The 18,681-nt window shown below is 61.6% G+C and carries 19 protein-coding genes; 3 read left to right on the forward strand and 16 right to left on the reverse strand.

The window, feature by feature from the left end:
- Positions 1 to 11: 11 nt before the first annotated feature.
- The 8 genes from ACILSR_RS28140 to pdxH form a co-directional block, all read right to left on the reverse strand.
- Positions 12 to 3,137: a PVC-type heme-binding CxxCH protein gene (locus ACILSR_RS28140; protein WP_395753147.1), complete on the reverse strand. Its 3,126-nt coding sequence runs from the start codon at positions 3,135 to 3,137 to the stop codon at positions 12 to 14.
- A 32-nt stretch (positions 3,138 to 3,169) separates the two neighbouring features.
- A complete protein-coding gene (locus ACILSR_RS28145; protein ID WP_395753148.1) occupies positions 3,170 to 3,613 on the reverse strand; it encodes a thiol-disulfide oxidoreductase DCC family protein in 444 nt (147 codons plus the stop codon).
- The gene (locus ACILSR_RS28150) at positions 3,610 to 4,080 is read right to left on the reverse strand and encodes a hypothetical protein (protein WP_395753149.1); all 471 of its coding nucleotides are present in this window, start codon (positions 4,078 to 4,080) and stop codon (positions 3,610 to 3,612) included. Before ACILSR_RS28150 ends, ACILSR_RS28145 begins: the two co-directional genes overlap by 4 nt.
- Before the next feature lie 40 nt (positions 4,081 to 4,120).
- On the reverse strand, positions 4,121 to 4,576 hold the full coding sequence (locus ACILSR_RS28155; protein WP_395753150.1) for a hypothetical protein: 456 nt from the start codon (positions 4,574 to 4,576) through the stop codon (positions 4,121 to 4,123).
- Positions 4,573 to 4,989 (reverse strand): hypothetical protein, encoded by a 417-nt coding sequence (locus ACILSR_RS28160; protein WP_395753151.1) that lies wholly within the window; start codon positions 4,987 to 4,989, stop codon positions 4,573 to 4,575. The genes ACILSR_RS28155 and ACILSR_RS28160 overlap by 4 nt, the downstream gene beginning before the upstream one ends.
- Positions 4,986 to 5,918: an acyl-CoA desaturase gene (locus tag ACILSR_RS28165; RefSeq protein WP_395753152.1), complete on the reverse strand. Its 933-nt coding sequence runs from the start codon at positions 5,916 to 5,918 to the stop codon at positions 4,986 to 4,988. The genes ACILSR_RS28160 and ACILSR_RS28165 overlap by 4 nt, the downstream gene beginning before the upstream one ends.
- 55 nt (positions 5,919 to 5,973) lie before the next feature.
- On the reverse strand, positions 5,974 to 6,495 hold the full coding sequence (locus ACILSR_RS28170) for a GbsR/MarR family transcriptional regulator (RefSeq protein ID WP_395753153.1): 522 nt from the start codon (positions 6,493 to 6,495) through the stop codon (positions 5,974 to 5,976).
- Positions 6,496 to 6,656: 161 nt separating this feature from the next.
- Positions 6,657 to 7,310 carry a pyridoxamine 5'-phosphate oxidase gene (pdxH, locus tag ACILSR_RS28175; RefSeq protein WP_395753154.1) on the reverse strand — a complete coding sequence of 218 codons (654 nt, stop codon included), beginning with the start codon at positions 7,308 to 7,310 and terminating at the stop codon, positions 6,657 to 6,659.
- A 73-nt stretch (positions 7,311 to 7,383) separates the two neighbouring features.
- Here pdxH and hpt point away from each other — a divergent pair, with 73 nt between their 5' ends.
- From hpt to ACILSR_RS28190, 3 genes are read left to right on the forward strand one after another with little or no spacing between them, the layout of a single operon-like run.
- Positions 7,384 to 7,941 carry a hypoxanthine phosphoribosyltransferase gene (hpt, locus tag ACILSR_RS28180; protein WP_395753155.1) on the forward strand — a complete coding sequence of 186 codons (558 nt, stop codon included), beginning with the start codon at positions 7,384 to 7,386 and terminating at the stop codon, positions 7,939 to 7,941.
- Positions 7,938 to 8,183, forward strand: coding sequence for a molybdopterin converting factor subunit 1 (gene moaD, locus ACILSR_RS28185; RefSeq protein ID WP_395753156.1), 246 nt, complete (start codon positions 7,938 to 7,940; stop codon positions 8,181 to 8,183). The genes hpt and moaD overlap by 4 nt, the downstream gene beginning before the upstream one ends.
- 22 nt (positions 8,184 to 8,205) lie before the next feature.
- The gene (locus ACILSR_RS28190) at positions 8,206 to 8,829 is read left to right on the forward strand and encodes a macro domain-containing protein (protein ID WP_395753157.1); all 624 of its coding nucleotides are present in this window, start codon (positions 8,206 to 8,208) and stop codon (positions 8,827 to 8,829) included.
- A gap of 6 nt (positions 8,830 to 8,835) precedes the next feature.
- Here ACILSR_RS28190 and ACILSR_RS28195 read toward each other — a convergent pair whose 3' ends face one another.
- From ACILSR_RS28195 to ACILSR_RS28230, 8 genes are all read right to left on the reverse strand, one after another.
- Complete coding sequence (locus tag ACILSR_RS28195; RefSeq protein WP_395753158.1) at positions 8,836 to 10,017, reverse strand: VWA domain-containing protein; 1,182 nt, start codon at positions 10,015 to 10,017, stop codon at positions 8,836 to 8,838.
- Entirely contained in the window at positions 10,014 to 12,278 is a 2,265-nt protein-coding gene (locus tag ACILSR_RS28200) for a DUF5682 family protein (RefSeq protein ID WP_395753159.1), read from the reverse strand. Before ACILSR_RS28200 ends, ACILSR_RS28195 begins: the two co-directional genes overlap by 4 nt.
- Positions 12,275 to 12,610, reverse strand: a complete 336-nt coding sequence (locus ACILSR_RS28205) for a hypothetical protein (protein ID WP_395753160.1) — start codon at positions 12,608 to 12,610, stop codon at positions 12,275 to 12,277. The genes ACILSR_RS28200 and ACILSR_RS28205 overlap by 4 nt, the downstream gene beginning before the upstream one ends.
- A 3-nt stretch (positions 12,611 to 12,613) precedes the next feature.
- Positions 12,614 to 13,693 (reverse strand): AAA family ATPase, encoded by a 1,080-nt coding sequence (locus ACILSR_RS28210; RefSeq protein WP_395753161.1) that lies wholly within the window; start codon positions 13,691 to 13,693, stop codon positions 12,614 to 12,616.
- A 28-nt stretch (positions 13,694 to 13,721) separates the two neighbouring features.
- Positions 13,722 to 15,242, reverse strand: coding sequence for a DUF5691 domain-containing protein (locus tag ACILSR_RS28215; RefSeq protein WP_395753162.1), 1,521 nt, complete (start codon positions 15,240 to 15,242; stop codon positions 13,722 to 13,724).
- The gene (locus ACILSR_RS28220) at positions 15,239 to 16,582 is read right to left on the reverse strand and encodes an SWIM zinc finger family protein (protein WP_395753163.1); all 1,344 of its coding nucleotides are present in this window, start codon (positions 16,580 to 16,582) and stop codon (positions 15,239 to 15,241) included. Before ACILSR_RS28220 ends, ACILSR_RS28215 begins: the two co-directional genes overlap by 4 nt.
- A 74-nt stretch (positions 16,583 to 16,656) precedes the next feature.
- Entirely contained in the window at positions 16,657 to 18,108 is a 1,452-nt protein-coding gene (locus tag ACILSR_RS28225; RefSeq protein WP_395753164.1) for a DUF1501 domain-containing protein, read from the reverse strand.
- Positions 18,109 to 18,160: 52 nt separating this feature from the next.
- On the reverse strand, positions 18,161 to 18,673 hold the full coding sequence (locus ACILSR_RS28230; protein WP_395753165.1) for an ORF6N domain-containing protein: 513 nt from the start codon (positions 18,671 to 18,673) through the stop codon (positions 18,161 to 18,163).
- Between the last annotated feature and the right edge of the window lie 8 nt (positions 18,674 to 18,681).

The raw sequence follows: 18,681 nt of genomic DNA on the forward strand, positions 1-18,681 counted from the left end.
GGGATGGAGGCCTATTTCTCCGCCTTCTCGTTCATGAGGTACCCCAGCAGGTTGATGAACGTCGCTTCATCCAGCGTCTGCCCAAACACCGGCGGCATCAGCGACATGGGTGTGGTCACATCCTTCGCGAGATCATTCTTGGATACGCGCTGCTCCTGCCCTGCGGCATCTGCGAGAATCAAGACCTGCCCGGCCTCGCCTTTGAGGAAGCCGCTCAGCGTGCCACCATCTTTGAGCGTCAGCGTATGCAGATGGAAATGGGCGTCCACATTGCGATTCGGATCCAGGATGTCCTCGCTCAATCTCTCAGCTCCACGTGCGCCGATGCCGTCGAGCTGCGGGCCGATGAGGCCGCCGGTGCCACGAATTTGATGACAAACGGCGCAGTTCGTGGTGAAGACGGTTCTCCCCGCTGCCACATCCGGCTTTGCTTTCGCATACGCAACAGCGCGTGCAGCGATCAGCGCATCCAAGTTCTTGCGCTGCTCGGGTGAAACGGGCAGCGGTGGTGGTGCGGGGCGTGGGGGCAGGTAGGCGGAGAGCTTTTCGCGCAATGCGGCCGGTGCCGTGTGCTGGAGCATCGCGGCGAGGGTTTTGAGTGCGGTGCGGTTGCTATCCTCGCCCTGGAAATCGTTCACACTGACGACGGCGGGCTCGATGCGGGTGATGCCGATCCAGGCGTAGGCTTTGCCGTCGTCGCCATCGACGATCTCCAGGCGCACGGATTTGCCGGTGTGTGCGGAGAGGTCCAGCTCGGTGCGCTGGCAGACATCGCTGCGTGGTGGGAAGGCGCTGGCGAGCGTGACGCCGCTTTGTGCGTCCACCACGCGCACGAGGTTTTTGTCGTGTGCCTTGCTGGTTGGAGGGCCGCGATGGCCGTTGATCCAGACGATGAGTTGGGCGGGCGCGGCGAAGTCTTTGGATTTGAGAATGCCGCTGCGCTTTTCCTCATCGCCACCGCCTTTCGCCATGCTCTGCAGCACCTGAGCCTGTGTGCCGTCAGTGCATTGGCGTGGCTGCAAAGACCATAGGGCATCGCCTGAGGAGGTCCAGGCGGGAGTGGGCTGCTGCGGTGCGGAATCGAGGAGCTGGGTGGCGAGCTCCTGCGTCCATTGCAGCAGCTCGGGGTTGGCGGGGGCACCGCGCTCGCTGAGGCCGTTGTGGAGGGCTTCCAACAAGGCGACGGATCCGGGAGACCTGTTCCTGGTCAGGCGGATCAGCCGCGCCACCATGTCGGCATCGCCATAACGAGCGACATGACCCACCACCTCGATCCTGAGCGGCGTGGCGTCTGGCAGATGGCTCAACAGAAACCCAGCAGCATCCTGAGTCTGCACGGCGATGGCGATTTTTTCCACCGCAGGCAGGTGCCTTTCGGCGACCGCCGCGAAGCCTTGCGGGAGCATCAAGTGCGCGCGAACCGCGAGTCTGGCGGTGAGCGACAGGACTGGATCTGCGGACTCTTTTTCCACCCATGCGTCGAGCACCCAGGGAAAATTCTCCTTTGCAGGATGCGCGCGCAACGCGTTCAACGCGGCCACCTGCACCCGAGCCGATGAATGCTTAAGCGCAGCCTCACAGGCTTTGGTTCCCACACATGCCAGGCCGAAGGATTCCGCCTGACGCAATGCCTCCACCATGTCCGACTCGGAAACATCCGATCGGGGGTCTGCCAGTGTGACTTCCCACTGGTGACCGCCTATTGCTGGCTGGCGTCCGTGGCGCAATTGCAGGTCATGCCACCACCAGTTTGCACGGAGCAAGCCGGTGGCATGCTTTGGAGGAGCCAGAAAAAACGGTTTGTCTGGATGCTCCGCCTTCATGGTCTGCAGGGCCAGATATCGGCGTGTCAGGTTGGCGTCTTCCAGATCTGCGGGCGTGACATCGCGGATGGGCTTCATCTCATTCAAGGCCACGTTTTTGTCCGTCTTCACCACCCGCCAGATTCTCCCTCGTTCTCTGTCGCGGCCTGGATGATCCAGAGGCACTTCGTAGTGGCCGATTATCTTGTTGTAGAAGTCGGCGATGTAGAGGGCGTTGTCGGGACCGAGCTGGAGATCGACGGGGCGGAACCAGGGGTCGTCGCTGGTGATGAAGTCGGGTTGTTCGTTCGCCTTGGGTGTGGCGCCGGTGAAGGTGACCTTGTCATGATTCACGCGGGAGGTGACGCAGTTGCCGACGAGGGTGTGGTCGTCCCACTCAGAGCCCCACACTCCGCCGTCGAGGTAAACGATGCCGCAGATGCCCGTGGAGCCGTGGCTGTGCTCGCACATGACTGGCGCGAAGCCGAGGCCATCATGCGGCTTGCCAAAGCTGGGATAACAGGCACCGCGGATGAGCTGGTATATGGGAGAGCTGTGGCAGTCGGCGCTGTAGAGATTGCCGAAGCGGTCCCAGCAGAGGCCGAAGGGATTCACCTGGCCACGCGTCCAGATTTCGACGTGCGAGCCGTCGGGGCGGAAGCGGAAGACGTTGCCGCTGTGGAGGTCCAAAGTGCTGCCGTCTTTCGCCTTCAGGTGACTGGTGTTGTTGAACCCATGCGTGGCATAGACCCAGCCATCCAGCCCCATGCGGAAGCTGCTGCACATGCCGTGCGTGTCTTTTTCATAACCGAGCGGCCCGAAAAGAATCTCGCGGTGGTCGGCTTTGCCGTCGCCATCAGTGTCGGCGAAGTACCAGATGTTGGGGATGCTCCAGGCGATGCAGCCGGACTTGTGCTCCGGTTTGTGCCAGGGGAGAACGCCGGTGGGAATGTTCAGGCCGTCGGCGAAGTCGGTCACCTTGTCGGCCTTGCCGTCGCCATCGGTGTCTTCGAGGATTTTGATCGCATCGCGGCTGTCTTTGATGCGCGTGCCCTGCGCGTCAGACCAGCGGCTTTTGTCGGCGGAGTAGGGGTACTCAACCGTCGAGGACACCCAGAGGCGGCCCCGCGCATCGAAGGCCATGTTGATCGGCTTGTTGATCATCGGCTCGCTGGCAAAGAGCTGCACAGTGAAGCCGGGCGGCAAATGTAGCCCCGCACGCTCCTGCTCCGGCGTCAGCGCGTCCGTTTCACGCACAAGGCGCATCTTGTCCTCCGCCGCATGAAGGCTGGCGGCGAGGGTGCATGCAGTGAGGAAGCAGCGGAAGAAAGACATGCAGCCATTACAGCCCAAACCGCCGCCTTCATTCAAGCCGCGTTTCGTGATTGAATCGAACACGCGCCATTGTCACAAGCCGTCTCCGTGATCTGCGCCCGCAGCGCATCGTCGCTGCGCAAACGCAGCAGATGGGAAAGGCCGATGCGATTGCTGGAAATCCAGTGCACCACGCGCCGTGCGACCTGCTGCATCGCCGGACTCGCCAGCCGCAACGACCACTCCCGATACTCCCGCAGCGCCCACAAGCACGTCACCCACGCGCCTGCGCCCTGCCAGAGCGATCCGTCATCGCCCATGACGACGATTTCCTGATCCGCCCGCAGATTCGGCAGCTCGGGACAGCGCTGCCGTGCCTGCGCCGAATCGTAAGGCAGAAACTCCAGCCGCACGTAGGCGGCCTGTTCGAGCATCCAGCGCCGGAAGCGCGAGCAGAGGCCGCAGCGGGCGTCGTAGAAGATGGTGAGGGTGTTCATGGCATTGAGTTTCGGTTGGGTTTGTCCATCAAAGCGCGAGTCCACGCCGCTACGGTCCCACCAGCGCAGGGTGCCAGCAGCTTGGGCAGCGCCCCATGGTCGAATGCATGGCGGATGGCGGCGAGAAGTCCAAGAGCCCTCATGCGATGCCCGACAGCGCACACGAAGAACAGCGCCACTAAAGCAAAGGAAACCAGAAACCCCAGCAGAGCAGCCGCACCGGGTTTTCTCCATGGTGAGGTGTCAGAAAGCACCACGTCCAGTGGCAGAAAGACGAAGAGCCACACAAGGAAGGTCACGATGTGAGTCCACAGTCCGATCGCTAGAAATGCAAGAAGCTGTATGCATGCCGATGGCTCCCGTACCGGATAAGCGCTGTAGCCCGTCCACCACGCGATGTTGCATGCGATCAAGCCGTACAACATCGCGAGGAATGAGAGCTTCAGAGTTTGCGGGAACGTTTTCATCACAGGGTGTCCAGGATGTCGTTGGCTTTGGTGACGCGGTTCATGGCATTGTCGAAATAGGTTCGCGATGACGTGACCTGACATAGGCTGCCACCATTCCTGTGATGCCAGGACTGCTCAGCAGGAAGAATGCTTTCAAACTGAAAAATTCCTCACTGTTCATTGATGAACCCTCGCTCCAAACCGCGTGCCCCCAGATGATAGCAACCACGCTGCTCCCGGCCATGAATCCACAAATCGAAGCGGGCCAGGGCCTGCGCAGCTTGGAATGATCTGGCACGAGCAAGTCCACAGGCAAAAAGATCATCAGCCAAGCAACCAGAATCACAACGCCTGTGGCGAGCCCATAGAAGAGCACCCCAATGATTTCTTCTCGCACGGTCGGGTACATTCTAAGTTCCGGCAGACGTGCCAGCCACAGCGCGATGTTGCACGCGATCCAACCGCACAACATCGCGAGGAACGACAGCTTCAATTTGCGCAGGAACGTTTTCACAGCGTGTCGAGAATGTCATTCGCCTTGCTGACGCGGTGCATCGCGGGAACGGGCGGAGGCATGCTGGCGAGAGTGGCGCGGCGGCGCATGCGGGTGAAGATGTAGAGATTGAAGAAGTGCATGCCGCCGAGCATGAGGAGCACCACGCCCATCTTGCCGCTGAGCAGTTCAAAGACTCCGCGCGCGCCGCTGATTTCTTCCGTGCTTTTGAGATACAGCGAGACGAAGCCGATGTTCACCAGGTAGAAGCCGACGACGAGGAGGTGATTCACGCTGTCGGCGAGGTCCGTGTTTCCGTGGAAGCAATCGACGAGGAAGATGCGGCCGTTTTTGTGCAAAGTGCGAGCGACCCACACCGTCATGCTGACGGCGAGGATGAGATAGAGGGTGTAGCTGATGACGGTTTCGTTCATATGTTTGTGTGGTTTGGGTTTGGGTTGAGAGAAATGAGTTCTGGCCGCTCCGGCATGTCAGCAGGCAGCTTCATGTGCTTGATCAGGCCAAAAAAATTCAGCGCTCGCAGCGCCCACCAGCCGGGATCGTGTTGGGCCTGTGTCAGTCCCAGGCGCGCGGATTCAGGAAAGGCGTGATGGTTGTTGTGCCAGCACTCGCCCATCGTGATCAGGCCGAGATGCGGAATATTATACCCCTGCACGGCATGCCCTTGCAGATGCCAGTCACGCTCACCCAAGTTGTGTGCGAAGTAGCCGATGAGCCAGTGGCCGATGATCGACACCACGATGCGCACCGAGATGCCCCACACCACCCAGCCGATGCCACCCAGCAGATAAAACAGCACCGCGTAGGGCGCCTGCTGCAGCATCCACGTGCGCTGCATGAACTGGTAAACCCGGTCTTCGCGCACCTCCCGCTCGATCTCAAACTGCGGCGGATGTTTCAGGCGGAGCCGGCAATGAAGCTGCCACAGCGCATCCCGCCACATGGGCCGCTGATCGGTGTAGAAAGGATGGCACACCTCATGCCGCTGCGCCCAGTCCCGGATGTCATGCAGATACAGCATGGCATACGGCCCGCCCATGCCCACCACCGTGCCCAGATGCACCAGCACATACTCCAGCCAGCGCGGACAGGTGAAGCTGCGATGAATGATGAGCCGATGCAGCCCAAGCGTATGCCCCAGGCACAAAGTCAGCCCTGTAAACACCGCCGAGAGCACCACCGCACCCACGCTCGCGGTGTGCCACCCACCCACCACCGCGATGATCAAATGCCCCGTGAACCAGAGGGACTTCACCGGACTCCACTCAACCTGCCCTTCGACAGGATTTGTCTCGGCAGCAGCCGGACTCATGCGGCGGACTTGGAGCGCTGGAGTATTCATAAGAGTGTATTTTCCGAATTTTCAGTTATTTGTGAAACATATATGCACAAAAAAATCAGCCGAGGAGGCGCATGGCCCATTGCAGGGCTGAGGCGTGCTTCATGGAGATCACGGTATCGGCCACTTTGACGCCAAAGCTGAGGAATTCATCGAGGTCCTTCATCTGCTGGTGAAACTCCCGGCCAGGCCCCGCGCCTTCGTCCTTCGTACGCGCCGCACAGTCGCGCAGCAGCTGCATGGCCGGCTCGATCTCGCGGCGTTTGCGCTCCTTTGAGATGGTGATGAAGATCTTCCACACATCCTTTTCAGCTTCAAAGTACTCCTTGCGGTCGCCTTTCTTGGTGATGATGCGGATGAGGTTCCAGCCGACGAGATCCTTCAAATTCGTGTGCGCATTCCCGCGGCTGATCTCCAGCCGTTCCATGACGTCGTCCGTGCACATCGGCTCCGGGGCGGTCATGAGCAGGGCGTGAATCTGGGCCATGGTGCGGTTGATCCCCCACTGCGTCCCCAGCGAACCCCACTGGACCACGAATTCCTCGCGTGCCTTTTCCCATTCTGGTAGTTCCTTGCTCACGCTTTCATTAAAAACTGAAAACAATGAAAGGCAAGCGACTTTCGACATTTCTGCAGGCGAACGGCCCCAGGCCCAAGTAGAGGCACTTGCCAAGTGCCGGGCTAGGCGTCTGGCGTATGTCTTCGGGCGGCACTTGGCAAGTGCCGCTCCTTGATGATGCCCTACGGACTCAGCCGCACCTTCACCCACACCCCGTGCTCTTTGCGGTAGCGGATGCGGTCATGCAGGCGGCTTACCCGCCCCTGCCAGAACTCGATCTCTCCCGGCAGCAGGGTGTACCCACCCCAGTGCGGAGGGCAGGGGACCTGGCCTTCGGGATACTGCGCTCGCAACTCTGCATCCCGCTGCTCCAGCCATTCGCGCCCAGGGATTTCCACACTCTGCGCCGAGGCCCACGCGCCGATCTGGTGCCCATACGGGCGGCTGGCAAAGTACTTCTCCGCATCGGCACGCTCCAGTTTGGCGATCGCGCCTTTAATGCAGACCTGATGATGCCGGTCCGTCCACAGAAAGCAGGCGGCGGCACGGGCATCGGCCTCAATCTCATGCCCCTTCCGGCTCTCATAGTTCGTGTAAAAATGAAAGCCCCGCTCGTCGATGCCCTTGAGCAGCACCGTGCGCACCGTCGGCGTACCATCCAGGCCATTCGTGGCCAGGCTCATCGCGTTCGGTTCGGGCAGCTTGTGCGCCAGGGCATCATTGATCCACAGCGTGAAAAGCTCCACGGGATCCGCCGGGGCGCTGTGTTCATCCAGTTCGCCCTGGTCGTAGCTCACACGCAGGTCGGGCAGGTTCGGTTTGTCAGTCGGGTTCATTCAGGTTACAAGAAACGTGTGTCGAGTGGCCTGCGCTACGTCAGCTTTGGCCTTTTGCACACTCTTTTGCTCCATGCCATCCTCCGTCACCGGCGTCATTCAAGATCTCGAACGCATCCTGCTCACCCCCGCGCAAATCAGCGCCCGGGTGGATGAGATGGCGGCGCGCCTGAATGCGGAACTCGCAGGCAAAGTCGTCACCGTCGTGGCCCTCATGGACGGCGGCCTCTTCTTCGTCGCTGATCTCCTCCGCAAGCTCGACTTGCCCGTCCGCCTCCACACGCTGAGCGCCAGCAGCTACCAAGGCGGCACCGCCACCACCGGCGAGGTGAAGGTGAACTGGCCCGCCAACCTCGACCTGCGCGACCAAAACGTCCTCCTGCTCGACGACATCCTCGACACCGGCCTCACGCTGAACTCCATTTGCGAACGCATCCTCGCCCAGCAGCCCGCCTCTCTGCGCACCTGCGTCCTGCTCAGCAAACGCCGCCAGCGCCTGCGTGAAGTCCCGCTGCATGACGCCGGCTTTGAGATCGACGACGAATTCGTCGTCGGCTACGGCATGGACTACATGGGCCGCTTCCGCAATCTGCCCTGCATCGGCATCCTCAACCCGGGCTCGCCCTCATGAAGCTGCGTGTCCTCTTCTTCTCCGTCCTGCGTGACATCACCGGCACGGATGAAATCACTCTCGAAGTCCCGATGGGTGCCACGATGGGCGACCTCCTCGCTCAAATCGAATCCCGCTGGCCCAAACTACGCGACTGGCAGAACAGCCTCCTGCTTGCACTCGATCAAACCTACGTGAAGCGCGACGAACCGCTGCACGATGGAGGCGAGGTGGCGATCATGCCGCCGGTGCAGGGAGGCTAATAGATCTCAACCTTCCAAACCCATGCGATTGATTCTCGTCGACAGAGGCAAAGAGCTTTGTGACGTGCTGCGCTGGGAGTTCCGGCCCCATCCCGAAGTCGAGATCGTGCATGGCCGCTTCGAGGATCTGCCCTGCTTTGATTGCGTGGTGACCGCAGGCAATTCCTTCGGTCTGATGGATGCAGGGGTGGACCTCGCTGTGGTGCGTTATTTTGGCAGACATGTCATGGAGCGGGTGCAGAAGTGCATCCTCGAGGACCATCTCGGCGAGCAACCCGTGGGCACCTGCCTCATCATTCCCACCGATCATGCGACCCACCCTTTTGTGGCCCATGCTCCCACCATGCGCGTGCCCATGAACATCCAGGGCACGGATCATGTGTACCTCGCGCTATGGGCCGCTCTCACAGCGGTGCACCGGCACAATCGCACCGAAGCAAAACAGATCAAAACCCTCGCGTGCCCCGGCCTTGGCACTGAAACAGGTGGCATGGGTGCTCTTGAGGCCGCCACCCAGCTTCGGCTGGCCTACGAACACTTCATGAAACCGGCGAAATTCATCAACCCCACCATGGCGCAGGAACGCCACGAACGCATCCACTACGGCGGGCGATCGGGATTCGTTACTCCTCGCTCAGGGGAGTGAGGTCCCTCACGCATGGCGCGTGGTCACCAAGTCTGCCTGCGCGGCCCACAGGGCGATGTCCTCCTTCTTGATCGCCGCCGCCATGAGCGCGGGGAATTTGTCCGGCGTGCAGGCAAAACTGGGAACACCAAGCAGGCTCATCTTGGCTGCGAGTTCGCGGTCATAGCAGGGTGCGCCTTCATCGCTAAGCGCCAGGAGGGTGATGAACTGCACACCGCTTTGCACCAGCTCATTGGTGCGCTGGAGGAGGTTTTTTTCCACACCGCCTTCGATGAGGTCGGAGATGAGGACGAGGATGGTGTTGGTAGGATCGGTGATGAGACTCTGGCAGTAACCCACGGCTTTGTTGATGTCTGTGCCTCCGCCAAGCTGCGTGCCAAAAAGCAGTTCCACGGGATCGTCGAGTTTCTCGGTCAAATCCACCACCGCCGTGTCAAAGACCACGAGCTGCGTCTTCACGGCGGGCAGGGAAGCCATCACCGCGCCGAAGATGCTGGAATAGACCACGCTGGCGGCCATGGAACCGCTTTGATCAATGCAGAGGATGATGTTGCGCTGCGTCTTCTGCGCCTTGCGGCCGTAGCCGATGAGGGTCTCTGGCACGACTGTCTTATAGTCTTCCTGGTAGTGGCGCAGATTTGCACGGATGGTGCGGTTCCAGTCGATCTCGGCCAGCCGGGGGCGACGATTCCGCACGGCGCGGTTCAGCGCGCCAGTCACGGCCGTGCGCATGGGCTCGGCGAGTTTGCGCATGAGTTCGTCCACCACTTTGCGCACGACGAGCCGGGCGGTCTCCTTGGTTTTGGCGGGGATGACGCCAGAGAGCGAGATCAAACTCGCCACCAGATGCACATCCGGCTGCACGGCCTCCAGCATCTCCGGCTGCAGCAGCATTTCACGCATGCCCAGGCGGTCCAGCGCATCCTGCTGCATCACCTGCACCACACTGGAGGGGAAGTATTTGCGGATGTCTCCCAGCCAGCGGGCCACACGCGGTGCAGACTTGTCCGAGCCTCCGCGACGGGCGTTCTTCATGCCGCCGGGGCTTTCGGGTTCGTACAAAGCGGCAAGGGCCTGATCCATCTCGATATCCTCGCCGGCGAGACCGCAGCAAGATTCTTCAGCCTCGCCGCCGAGGGCGAGGCGCCAGCGGCGTTGACGTTCGGTGTCTGTGGGTGCGGTGCTCATGAGTTGAGTCCAAGGATTTGCTCCAGCACCGCCAGCGGCTTCTGGGCGCGTGCTTCATTCCATTCCACCGCAGCGGCTGGCTGTGCTGCAGGAGCGGCTGCACCCGAATGCTTCGCACGAGCACCGAGCTGCGTGCGCTCAGTGCCAGGAAAGAGCGAAAACGTGCGCCGGATCAGCGGCAGGATGCGGATGAAACCGTCATCGCTCAAAGAGGCAAGCCATGCGTCCAGGATCTGCCAGAGGCGGTCGTCGTGCAGCAGCACCATGCCGCTTTGGTGAAGGAAGCCGGAGAGCCATGCAGCCGCAGGCGCGGGGTCATTGCCCACAGAAAGCGCCTGGCTCATGCGTGTGGCGGTGGCATCGGCATCTTCGTTATTCTCATCAAACAGCAGCCGTGCGGCCAGCCCGCACACGAGCCCATGTGTGCCACCCAAAATGGCCAGCCGCGAGAGCGCCGGCATCCACTCGGCCAGATGCTCCTCCTTGCCGATCAGCTTGATGGCCTGATGTGTGGCGACGATGCGTTTGCGCATGGCGGCGGCGGCATCGTCATCCAGCGAAGCGCATGCGCCGCCAAGACTGATGCTGGCGCGGGTGACGAGACCATCCATCACGTGGCCGACGAGCGAGGCATCGGTCTGGCGCACATTGCCATAGCGGAAAATATTGGCCAGCGGCGGGATGGCTTCGAGAAGCTGCGAGGCATCGCCTGCCACGGCGGCCAGATTTTCCAGCGCATGGGTCACCGGCTCCACGGCCTGAGGCAGATTTGCCAGCAGCACGCGGTCCACCAGCGCGGAGAGCGCGGGCAGGGATTCCGCCTGCTGCGCCTTGTCGATGGCCAGTGCGGTGGCGGCATCGCTAAGGGTATGGCCCCAGCGGCTGGCCTCAATGATGGCCACGGCAAACTCGGGCTGCCACTGCACCTGCCACACTTCATGAAAGGTGCCTTTGGCACTGCGCCCGGTGCCGCGCACTTCACCCCACTTGATCCCCAGCAGGCCCAGGCGATGCAGCAGGTGGCTGCGGCTGAGATCGTTCTCACCGCGCAAATCGAGATCCAGCTCCTTTGCGAGCGCCTCGGGCTTCAGGCGCAGGCTGCGCTGCTGCTTTTCCAGATCCTGCTGCAGCGGCACGGTGGGCACATCCGGCGGCACGCGGCCGAGCTTTTCGCCCACGATGAGTTTGGAACGGATGAGCTTCAGCGGACCGTCATCGCCCATGCAGATGACGGTGCGGATGGACTCATTGATTTCCTCCAGCCCGGCGGCGGGACGCTCGCGCATGGCCGCCAGGGCATCGCTGAGACGCGCTGCCTCGATGACGTGGGCGGAGGAGCAGTCGATGTCCTCCTCGCGCATCAGCCGCGCGACTTTGGAGATCCATGCGATGGAGCGCTGCGAGGCCTCGGCGGCCTGGTTTTTCCACAGAAACTCATACCAGCCCGGAGAGAGCACCCCTGCGCCGTAACCGCTTGCAGCCGCAAGGCGGCCATACGTCCACGGCGCCCAAGTCGCGGCCACTTTGACCTTGGGCAGACCTTTGAGCAGATCGTTGTCAGCCTTGGCGCTTGGCATAACAGCGAGCGCCGGCACATGCCAGGCACCACACACCACGGCGATTTTTTGAAATCCATCCTTCTCCGCCTGGCGGATGGTTTTGCGCATGTGTGCCTCACGCAGGGCTTCGCGTTGATGGGACTGTGGTGGCAATTTGCGCGGGATCTCCGCACGCACGCTCGTCATCGCTTCCTGGATGGCGGCGAAGAGTCCCGTGCCGTCACCATCACGGCGCTCCTCCACCATCTGGTTCCACCACGTCTCGCCATCGCCATAGCCTGCGGCACGGCCCAGCCAGTCCAGTGGATCGCCGGAGATGTCTTCGGCCTCGGCGACTTCGATGTGTTCGGTTTCTTCCGTCAGCGGTGCGGTCTTCTCAACATCTCGGAGCGCAAGATCATGCGCCTGCGGCAGGTCCATGAAGCGCACCGGCACACTCCGTGAGAGTCCAAAGCGTATGGCCTGCCACTCGGGCGAAAATTCCGCGAAGGGATAAAACGAAGCTTTCTTCGTATCGTCCGGACAGTACAGCAGCAGCGCCACCGGTGGCTCGATCTCCGCATGAATCGCGGACGTCAGCACAGCCTCCGCCTCTGGCGGTCCCTCGATCAAAATGCAATCCGGCGACAGCTCCTCCAACGCGCGAACCAAGGAACGCGCGCAGCCAGGACCATGATGGCGGATGCCGAAGAGGTGGGTCATGGATCAAGAATGAGATTATCTGCCAACAAATCGAAGTGAGTGTTCCCACTTACATCTGAAATGCCCCAGGGCTTGTCTGTGTTCACAACAACAATAGGCCGTCCATCACTTGCGATTTGTTTATCAACGATCATTGCAGCAATCGAAGCTTCCTCCTCATAGGGTCCTCCGGGAACCACATCCTCACATGTCACCACAGGAGCTTTTTCTTCGAGAACCCAATCCTTTCCGTGAGCGTCCGTGAATCGGAGTTCCAACCAATCTGGATAGCTGGAGCTGTCGATCACACGACTGATCCTTGCCGAAAAGTGAACTTGCTGGCCAATTTTCATAAATCAAATCACCTCCCGGCACGCGCGGTACAAATCCTTCCAGTCGCTGCGCTCCTTCACCACGGTTTCGAGATATTCTTTCCACACCACGGCGTCCTGCACGGGGTCTTTGATGATGGCACCGACGAGACCGGCGGCCACGTCGCCCGCGCTCATGGTGCCGTCTCCAAAGTGCGCGGCGAGGGCGATGCCGCTGTTGAGCACGCTAATGGCTTCTGCGGTGCTCATGGTGCCGGTGGGTTGCTTGAGCTTTGTTTTGCCATCGGCAGTCTGGCCGTCGCGCAGCTCGCGGAAGACCTGCACGATGCGGCGCACTTCCTTGAGCGCGGGTGGTTCGGCGGGAAGTTCGAGCGCCTTGCCCATCTCGCTCACGCGCTTGGTGACGATGGCGATTTCCTCCTCCTCCGTGGCGGGCACAGGCAGGACGACGGTGTTGAAGCGGCGCTTGAGCGCGCTGCTGAGTTCGTTCACGCCTTTGTCACGATTGTTCGCCGTGGCGATGACGTTGAAGCCGCGGTTGGCCTGTACCTCGCTGGAGAGTTCGGGGATGGGCAGTGTTTTTTCCGAAAGGATGGTGATGAGCGTGTCCTGCACATCCGCCGGGATACGCGTGAGTTCCTCCACGCGCGCGATGCGACCATCGTTCATCGCCTTCATGAGCGGACTGGGGACGAGCGCTTCCTTGGAAGGACCTTTGGAAAGCAGCAGCGCGTAGTTCCAGCCGTAGCGCATCTGCTCCTCGCTGGTTCCAGCGGTGCCTTGAATGAGGCGTGTGGAGTCTCCGGAGATCGCCGCGGCCAGATGTTCGGACACCCAGCTTTTCGCCGTGCCGGGCACGCCATAGAGCAGCAGCGCGCGGTCCGTGGCCAGCGTGGCCACGGCGATCTCGATCACGCGCCGGTTGCCGATGTATTTGGCGCTGACCTCAAAGCCGTTGTGCAGCCTGCCACCGAGCAGGTAGGTGGACACCGCCCACGGCGAGAGATCCCAGTTCGTGGGCCGCTGGCGCGTGTCGGCTTTTTTCAGTTCGTCGAGTTCGTGGGCAAAGAGCTGTTCGGCGTGTTGGCGTAGCGCGTTCGTCATGGGTGAGCGGGGTTCGATTTAAAAAGGGTCAGGCGGAAAGCTGGCGGCGCTGGTCGAGCACGATGCCGATGCGTGCGACCGCTTCCGCAAAGGGCTGGGTTTCTTCCTTGGTCAGTTCCCAGCCGGTGGCAAAATCCTCAAAGGCCGCGAGTGGCAGCAGGCAGGCAAGCTCGACGAGTGAGGAGCGGAGCTGCCAGTCGTAGCGTGCCTCGCCGCTGTGGATGCGCTGCTTGAGGATATTGATGACCCTGGCAGCCACGGCTGGTGACAGCATGGGCGCACCCACGGGAAGTCCGCGGATGAAGCGCTCCACGACGGAACTGAGGGCGACCACGTTGGTGTTGTTTTCGGTGAGCAGTCTGAGGAAATGCGCTTCGCGCCTGTCAGGTGGCAGGGTTTCAAGGAGATCGAACAGGGTCAGCGGTCCGTTTGGCGGCAGGTTGATTCCCAGGAAGGCCTCCGCCCATTCCACCCGGCGCTGCATAGCCTGCGCCTCGGCCCAGCCCAGCAGGAGCACGTCTTTCCAGTCTGATTTTTGCGCCCAGGCCAGGCTGTCGGCAGGTGACATGCCCGTGTGCGTCTCCCACCAGCTCAGCGGCGTCTGGCGCACGATCTGCAGCAGCCACCAGGCGCGCTCTCCCATGCTCAGGTGTTTGGGCTTCGCTTCCTCGATCAAATCCGGTTTCCAGGAGAAATCGTAGGCGGCGGGTGCCTCCAGGGTGAAGACCGTGCCGCGCAGCAGCTTCTTCTCCGACTTCAAACACAGCGCCGCACGCGCGGCCATGCGCTGGGAGAAGCGCGAGTCTGGCAACGCAGATAGCAAACGTGCCGCAGCCTGCCGCGCTTCCTTGCTCTTGTCCGCCAGCGTCGATTCCAGCAGATCCTGGTCTTCCAGAGAGAGTCCGGTGGCAAGGCATTCAATGAACGCGGTGCGCTCCTTGGCTCCTTCGATGCCCATGGCGGCGCGGCACAAGTCACGCGCCTGGGCGGCATCGGTGCTGCGCAGGGCCGTCAGATAGAGCCGCCGCTGGTCCAGGCTGCCATGCTCCCAGACATCGCTGCCAGGGGCAGTCGTGCTCACCGCGCCTGCGGCATAGGCCCAGGCGTCGTTCTGTGCCGCAAGCCAGGCACCGCGAGTGCCGAGCACCGGCAAAAGGCTCGGACGCAGCGCCGTGCTGCGCCGCCCGCACTCCAGCGCCTTCGGCAGCAGGCGGTGCGGCAGACGTGTGCGGGATCGGGCGAGGGCGTGAAACGCTTCCGCCTGCAAACGCTCCGGCCCGGAACCGAGGATCTCAGCCAGCAGATCCAGCCGCGCATCCTGGACAGACGGCTCGGATGCCGCGGGCGCTGCATCTACCTTCCCAGGTAGCAGCCCTGCGAGCTGGCAGGTGCCGAGCACACCGGCCGTCTGCAGCAGGGCTTTTTCCACAGAATCCTTCGGAATACGTGTCAGCAACGCTCCCATCGGACCTTCGTGCGCCGGCCACTGTGGCGGATGACGCTCGGTGCCGAGCAAGGCATGGGTGGCCAGAGAGGCGAGTGTGCTCATGCGAGTGGGAGCACCTCCGTCCAGCAGGGAGTTTCTTCGTCGGCATGCCATGCGGTCAGCGGTCGCCAGCGGTCGCCCAGCCATTCGCCAAAGAGAGTCAGCGGATGCCCGCCGCCGAGTGCGAGAAGCTGCCAGCCATCGTCATCGCTGGTGCGCAGCGGGGCCTCACGCCCTTCCGCATCACGGGCCAGCCACTGCCCGCCGCGCAGCACGGGCGTGGCATGGTGCAGCAGCACCGGCAGGCGCTGAAACCACGGCTGGCGCGCCAGTGCCTCGGCCACGGAATCCAGCGCGCCATCCCAGGTGGTGATTTTTTCATGCTGCTGGCTCGCAGTTGCTTCGACGGGGGCATCCGCCAGAAGAGCGCGCAGCGGGCTTGCGCTGGGGAAGTAGCACAGCGCCGCCTTGAACCGCATGCCTGGTACAAACACTTGCTCAAAGCGCCGGCCTCCGTGGGAAAAGTCCAGCAGCAGTGCATGACGGCCTGAAGCAGCGCCACGCAGCCAGACTCGACGCTCCCAGAGCTTGTCGTTTTCATCATGGCTGACGCCGAGCACCTGCCAGGTGTCTTGCACGCGGTCTTTGCCAGCCAGCACTTCGTCCTTGTCGGCCGACCAGCCTGCGCAGCTGCGCACGTCGTGCTGAAGGGACTCGGGCAGGGAGTCGAGCCGCTGCATGGCATCGATAAGTAGTTGCATGCGTCCCATCTGCAACAACGTGCGCTGCTGCCAGCCTTCGCCGGATGAAACTGCGCTCTCAAGCTGCCGGACGGAAAACGCCAGCCCCGAGGCCTGGGCATCCACCAGACGAGCAGCCGCCTCACGCCAGTAGTTCGCGGGTTTGGCAGGCAGCTCGGCGATGCCTTGGCGCACCAAGTCTGCCAGCCAGCGCTCCAGATCACGTGCGCCATTGAGCATGTTATCCATGCGTTTGGCCTCACGCTTTGCGGTGGCCACTGGGTCGGCGGGCTTCGCCTCCGCCTGCGTGGCTTTTTTCTCCGCCTGTTTTTCCGCACGCTGCTGCCGCGCCGAAAGCCACTCATTCACCCACTGCGGCTGGGCATTGGCGGTGAAGGCAGCAGGCTTCTGCGCCAGCAGGAGGTACAGCGCCAGCCCGTGTTTGCAGGGAAACTTGCGGCTTGGGCAGCTGCATTTGAATGACGGCCCGCTGACATCAATGATGACTTGGTAGGGCTTGGATCCGCTGCCCTGGCACTCGCCCCAGATGGCCGAATCATCGTTACCAAGCGTCGGCCACTTCGCCGGAGCCAGCAATCCCTTGGCCGCCTTTGCCGATGAATCATCGGGAGAAAGGGCGAGGATTTGTTCTGGCGTCAGCATTTAGAATCGCATCCAAGCGAATGCCTGCCGAATTGGCAAGAAAAGCCTTCGTCGTCTTCAAAAAACTACTGCCACTACGCCAGCAGATCCTTCACCACGTGCCCATGGATGTCAGTGAGCCGATAATCACGGCCTTGAAAGCGGTAGGTGAGGCGTTCGTGGTCGAAGCCGAGGAGGTGCATCACCGTGGCCTGGAAGTCGTGCACGTGGACTTTGTTTTCAGCCACGCTGAAGCCGAGCTCATCCGTGCTGCCGTATTCAAAGCCACCCTTTACACCGCCGCCGGCCATGAAGAGTGAGAAGCAGTCGGGATAGTGATCGCGACCGAGCACGGCGCTGGCAGCGGTGCGGCCTTCGCGGAAGGGAGTGCGGCCAAACTCACCGCCCCAGATGACGAGGGTGTCGTCCAGCAGGCCGCGCTGCCGGAGGTCTTTGATCAAAGCGGAGACGGGCTTGTCGGTCGCAGCCATCTTGTTCGTGAGGCCGGTGGTGATGCCGCTGCCTTCGCTGGTGCCGTGGAAGTCCCAGCCCCAGTCGAACAGGTTCACAAAGCGCACGCCTTTTTCGATGAGCCGCCGAGCGAGCAGGCAGTTGTTGGCGAAGCTGGATTCACCGGGTTTCGCCCCGTAGGCTTCGATGACGTGTGCTGGTTCCTTGGAGATGTCCATCACCTCCGGCACGCTGGTCTGCATGCGAAAGGCCAGCTCATACTGCGCGATGCGTGTGACCGTTTCGGGATGTCCAAATTCGGCCACCTGCTGCTGATTGAGATCCTGCAGCGCATCGAGCGTTTTGCGCCGCATGGCGCGGTTCATTCCGGCGGGATCGCTCACAAAGAGGACGGGATCTCCCTTGCTGCGGCATTGCACGCCCTGGTACACGCTGGGAATGAAACCACTGCCCCAGCAGCCCTGGCCGCCACTGGGCTGCGTGCCGCTGGAGATGAGCGCCACAAAGCCCGGCAGATCCTGATTCTCTGTGCCCAGCCCATACGTCGCCCAGGAGCCCATCGAAGGCCGGCCCTGCCGCGCATGCCCGGTGAAGAGCAGCAGCTCAGCGGGAGCGTGATTGAACTGGTCCGTGTTCATGGAGCGGATCAGGCACATCTCGTCCGCGATGGTGTGGAAGTTCGGGCAGGCATCGCTCATCGTGAGGCCACCTTTGCCATAGCGTGCAAAGGTGCGCGGTGTGCCCATGAGCTTCGGCACGCCGGTGGTGAAGGCAAAGCGCCGGCCTTTGAGGATGGAATCGGGGCAGTCCTGCCCGCTGCGCTTCACCAGCTCCGGCTTGTAATCAAACAGATCCAGGTGCGGCGGAGCGCCGGACATGTGCAGGTAGATCACCCGTTTCGCCTTTGGCGCATACTGCGACTTCTTCGGCGCAAGCGGATTCTCCGGCACCATGGTGGCGCCCGCCTGCTGCTGCAGCGCCTGCATGGCGATGGCCCCCAGGCTGAACTGCCCCGCATTGCCAAGAAACTGGCGGCGGGTTCTGAGCTGGAGGGAGTCGTGAGTGATGGGGTTCATGGGGAAATGGTTTTTGATGTCACAAATTGTGACTTCAAGTTTGGAGGAGTGTTCAAGGATGAAAACCTATCTGCTTACGTGGAGGTGCGGGTGGTGGCGTGAGAAGCGGCATCAGCTTCTTGTAAACGTCACGGAGGGAGGCGTCATGAATGAGCAGAGTGTTATCGATCTCGGCCAAGCGCTTCAAGATGGCAGCGTTAACAGTCAATTTTTCGCGGATTTCCACGAAGGCACGGATCACATAAACGCTCATTGCGATGGCGCGATCACTGTTCAGGACAGAGGCGGCCATGAGAGCGCCATGCTCGGTGAAAACCCGGGGTGGTTTTGTCCGACCACCTCTGCCAGCGGGCTTTGATATCGCATTTTGCGATATCAAAAACAGCATCTCTTCTGGTGTGAGTTGAAACGCGAAATCTTCGGGAAATCGTTTCAAATTGCGTTTCACAGCCTCATTAAATCGACCGGTGCTGACACCATAAAGCACCGCCAGATCAGAGTCGAGCACCACGCGCTGGCCGCGCACGGTATGGATGGGAACATCGATGGATTTTTTGGCAGGCATGTTTGGAT

The organism is Prosthecobacter sp., from assembly GCF_044222565.1.
Taxonomy (GTDB): domain Bacteria; phylum Verrucomicrobiota; class Verrucomicrobiia; order Verrucomicrobiales; family Verrucomicrobiaceae; genus Prosthecobacter.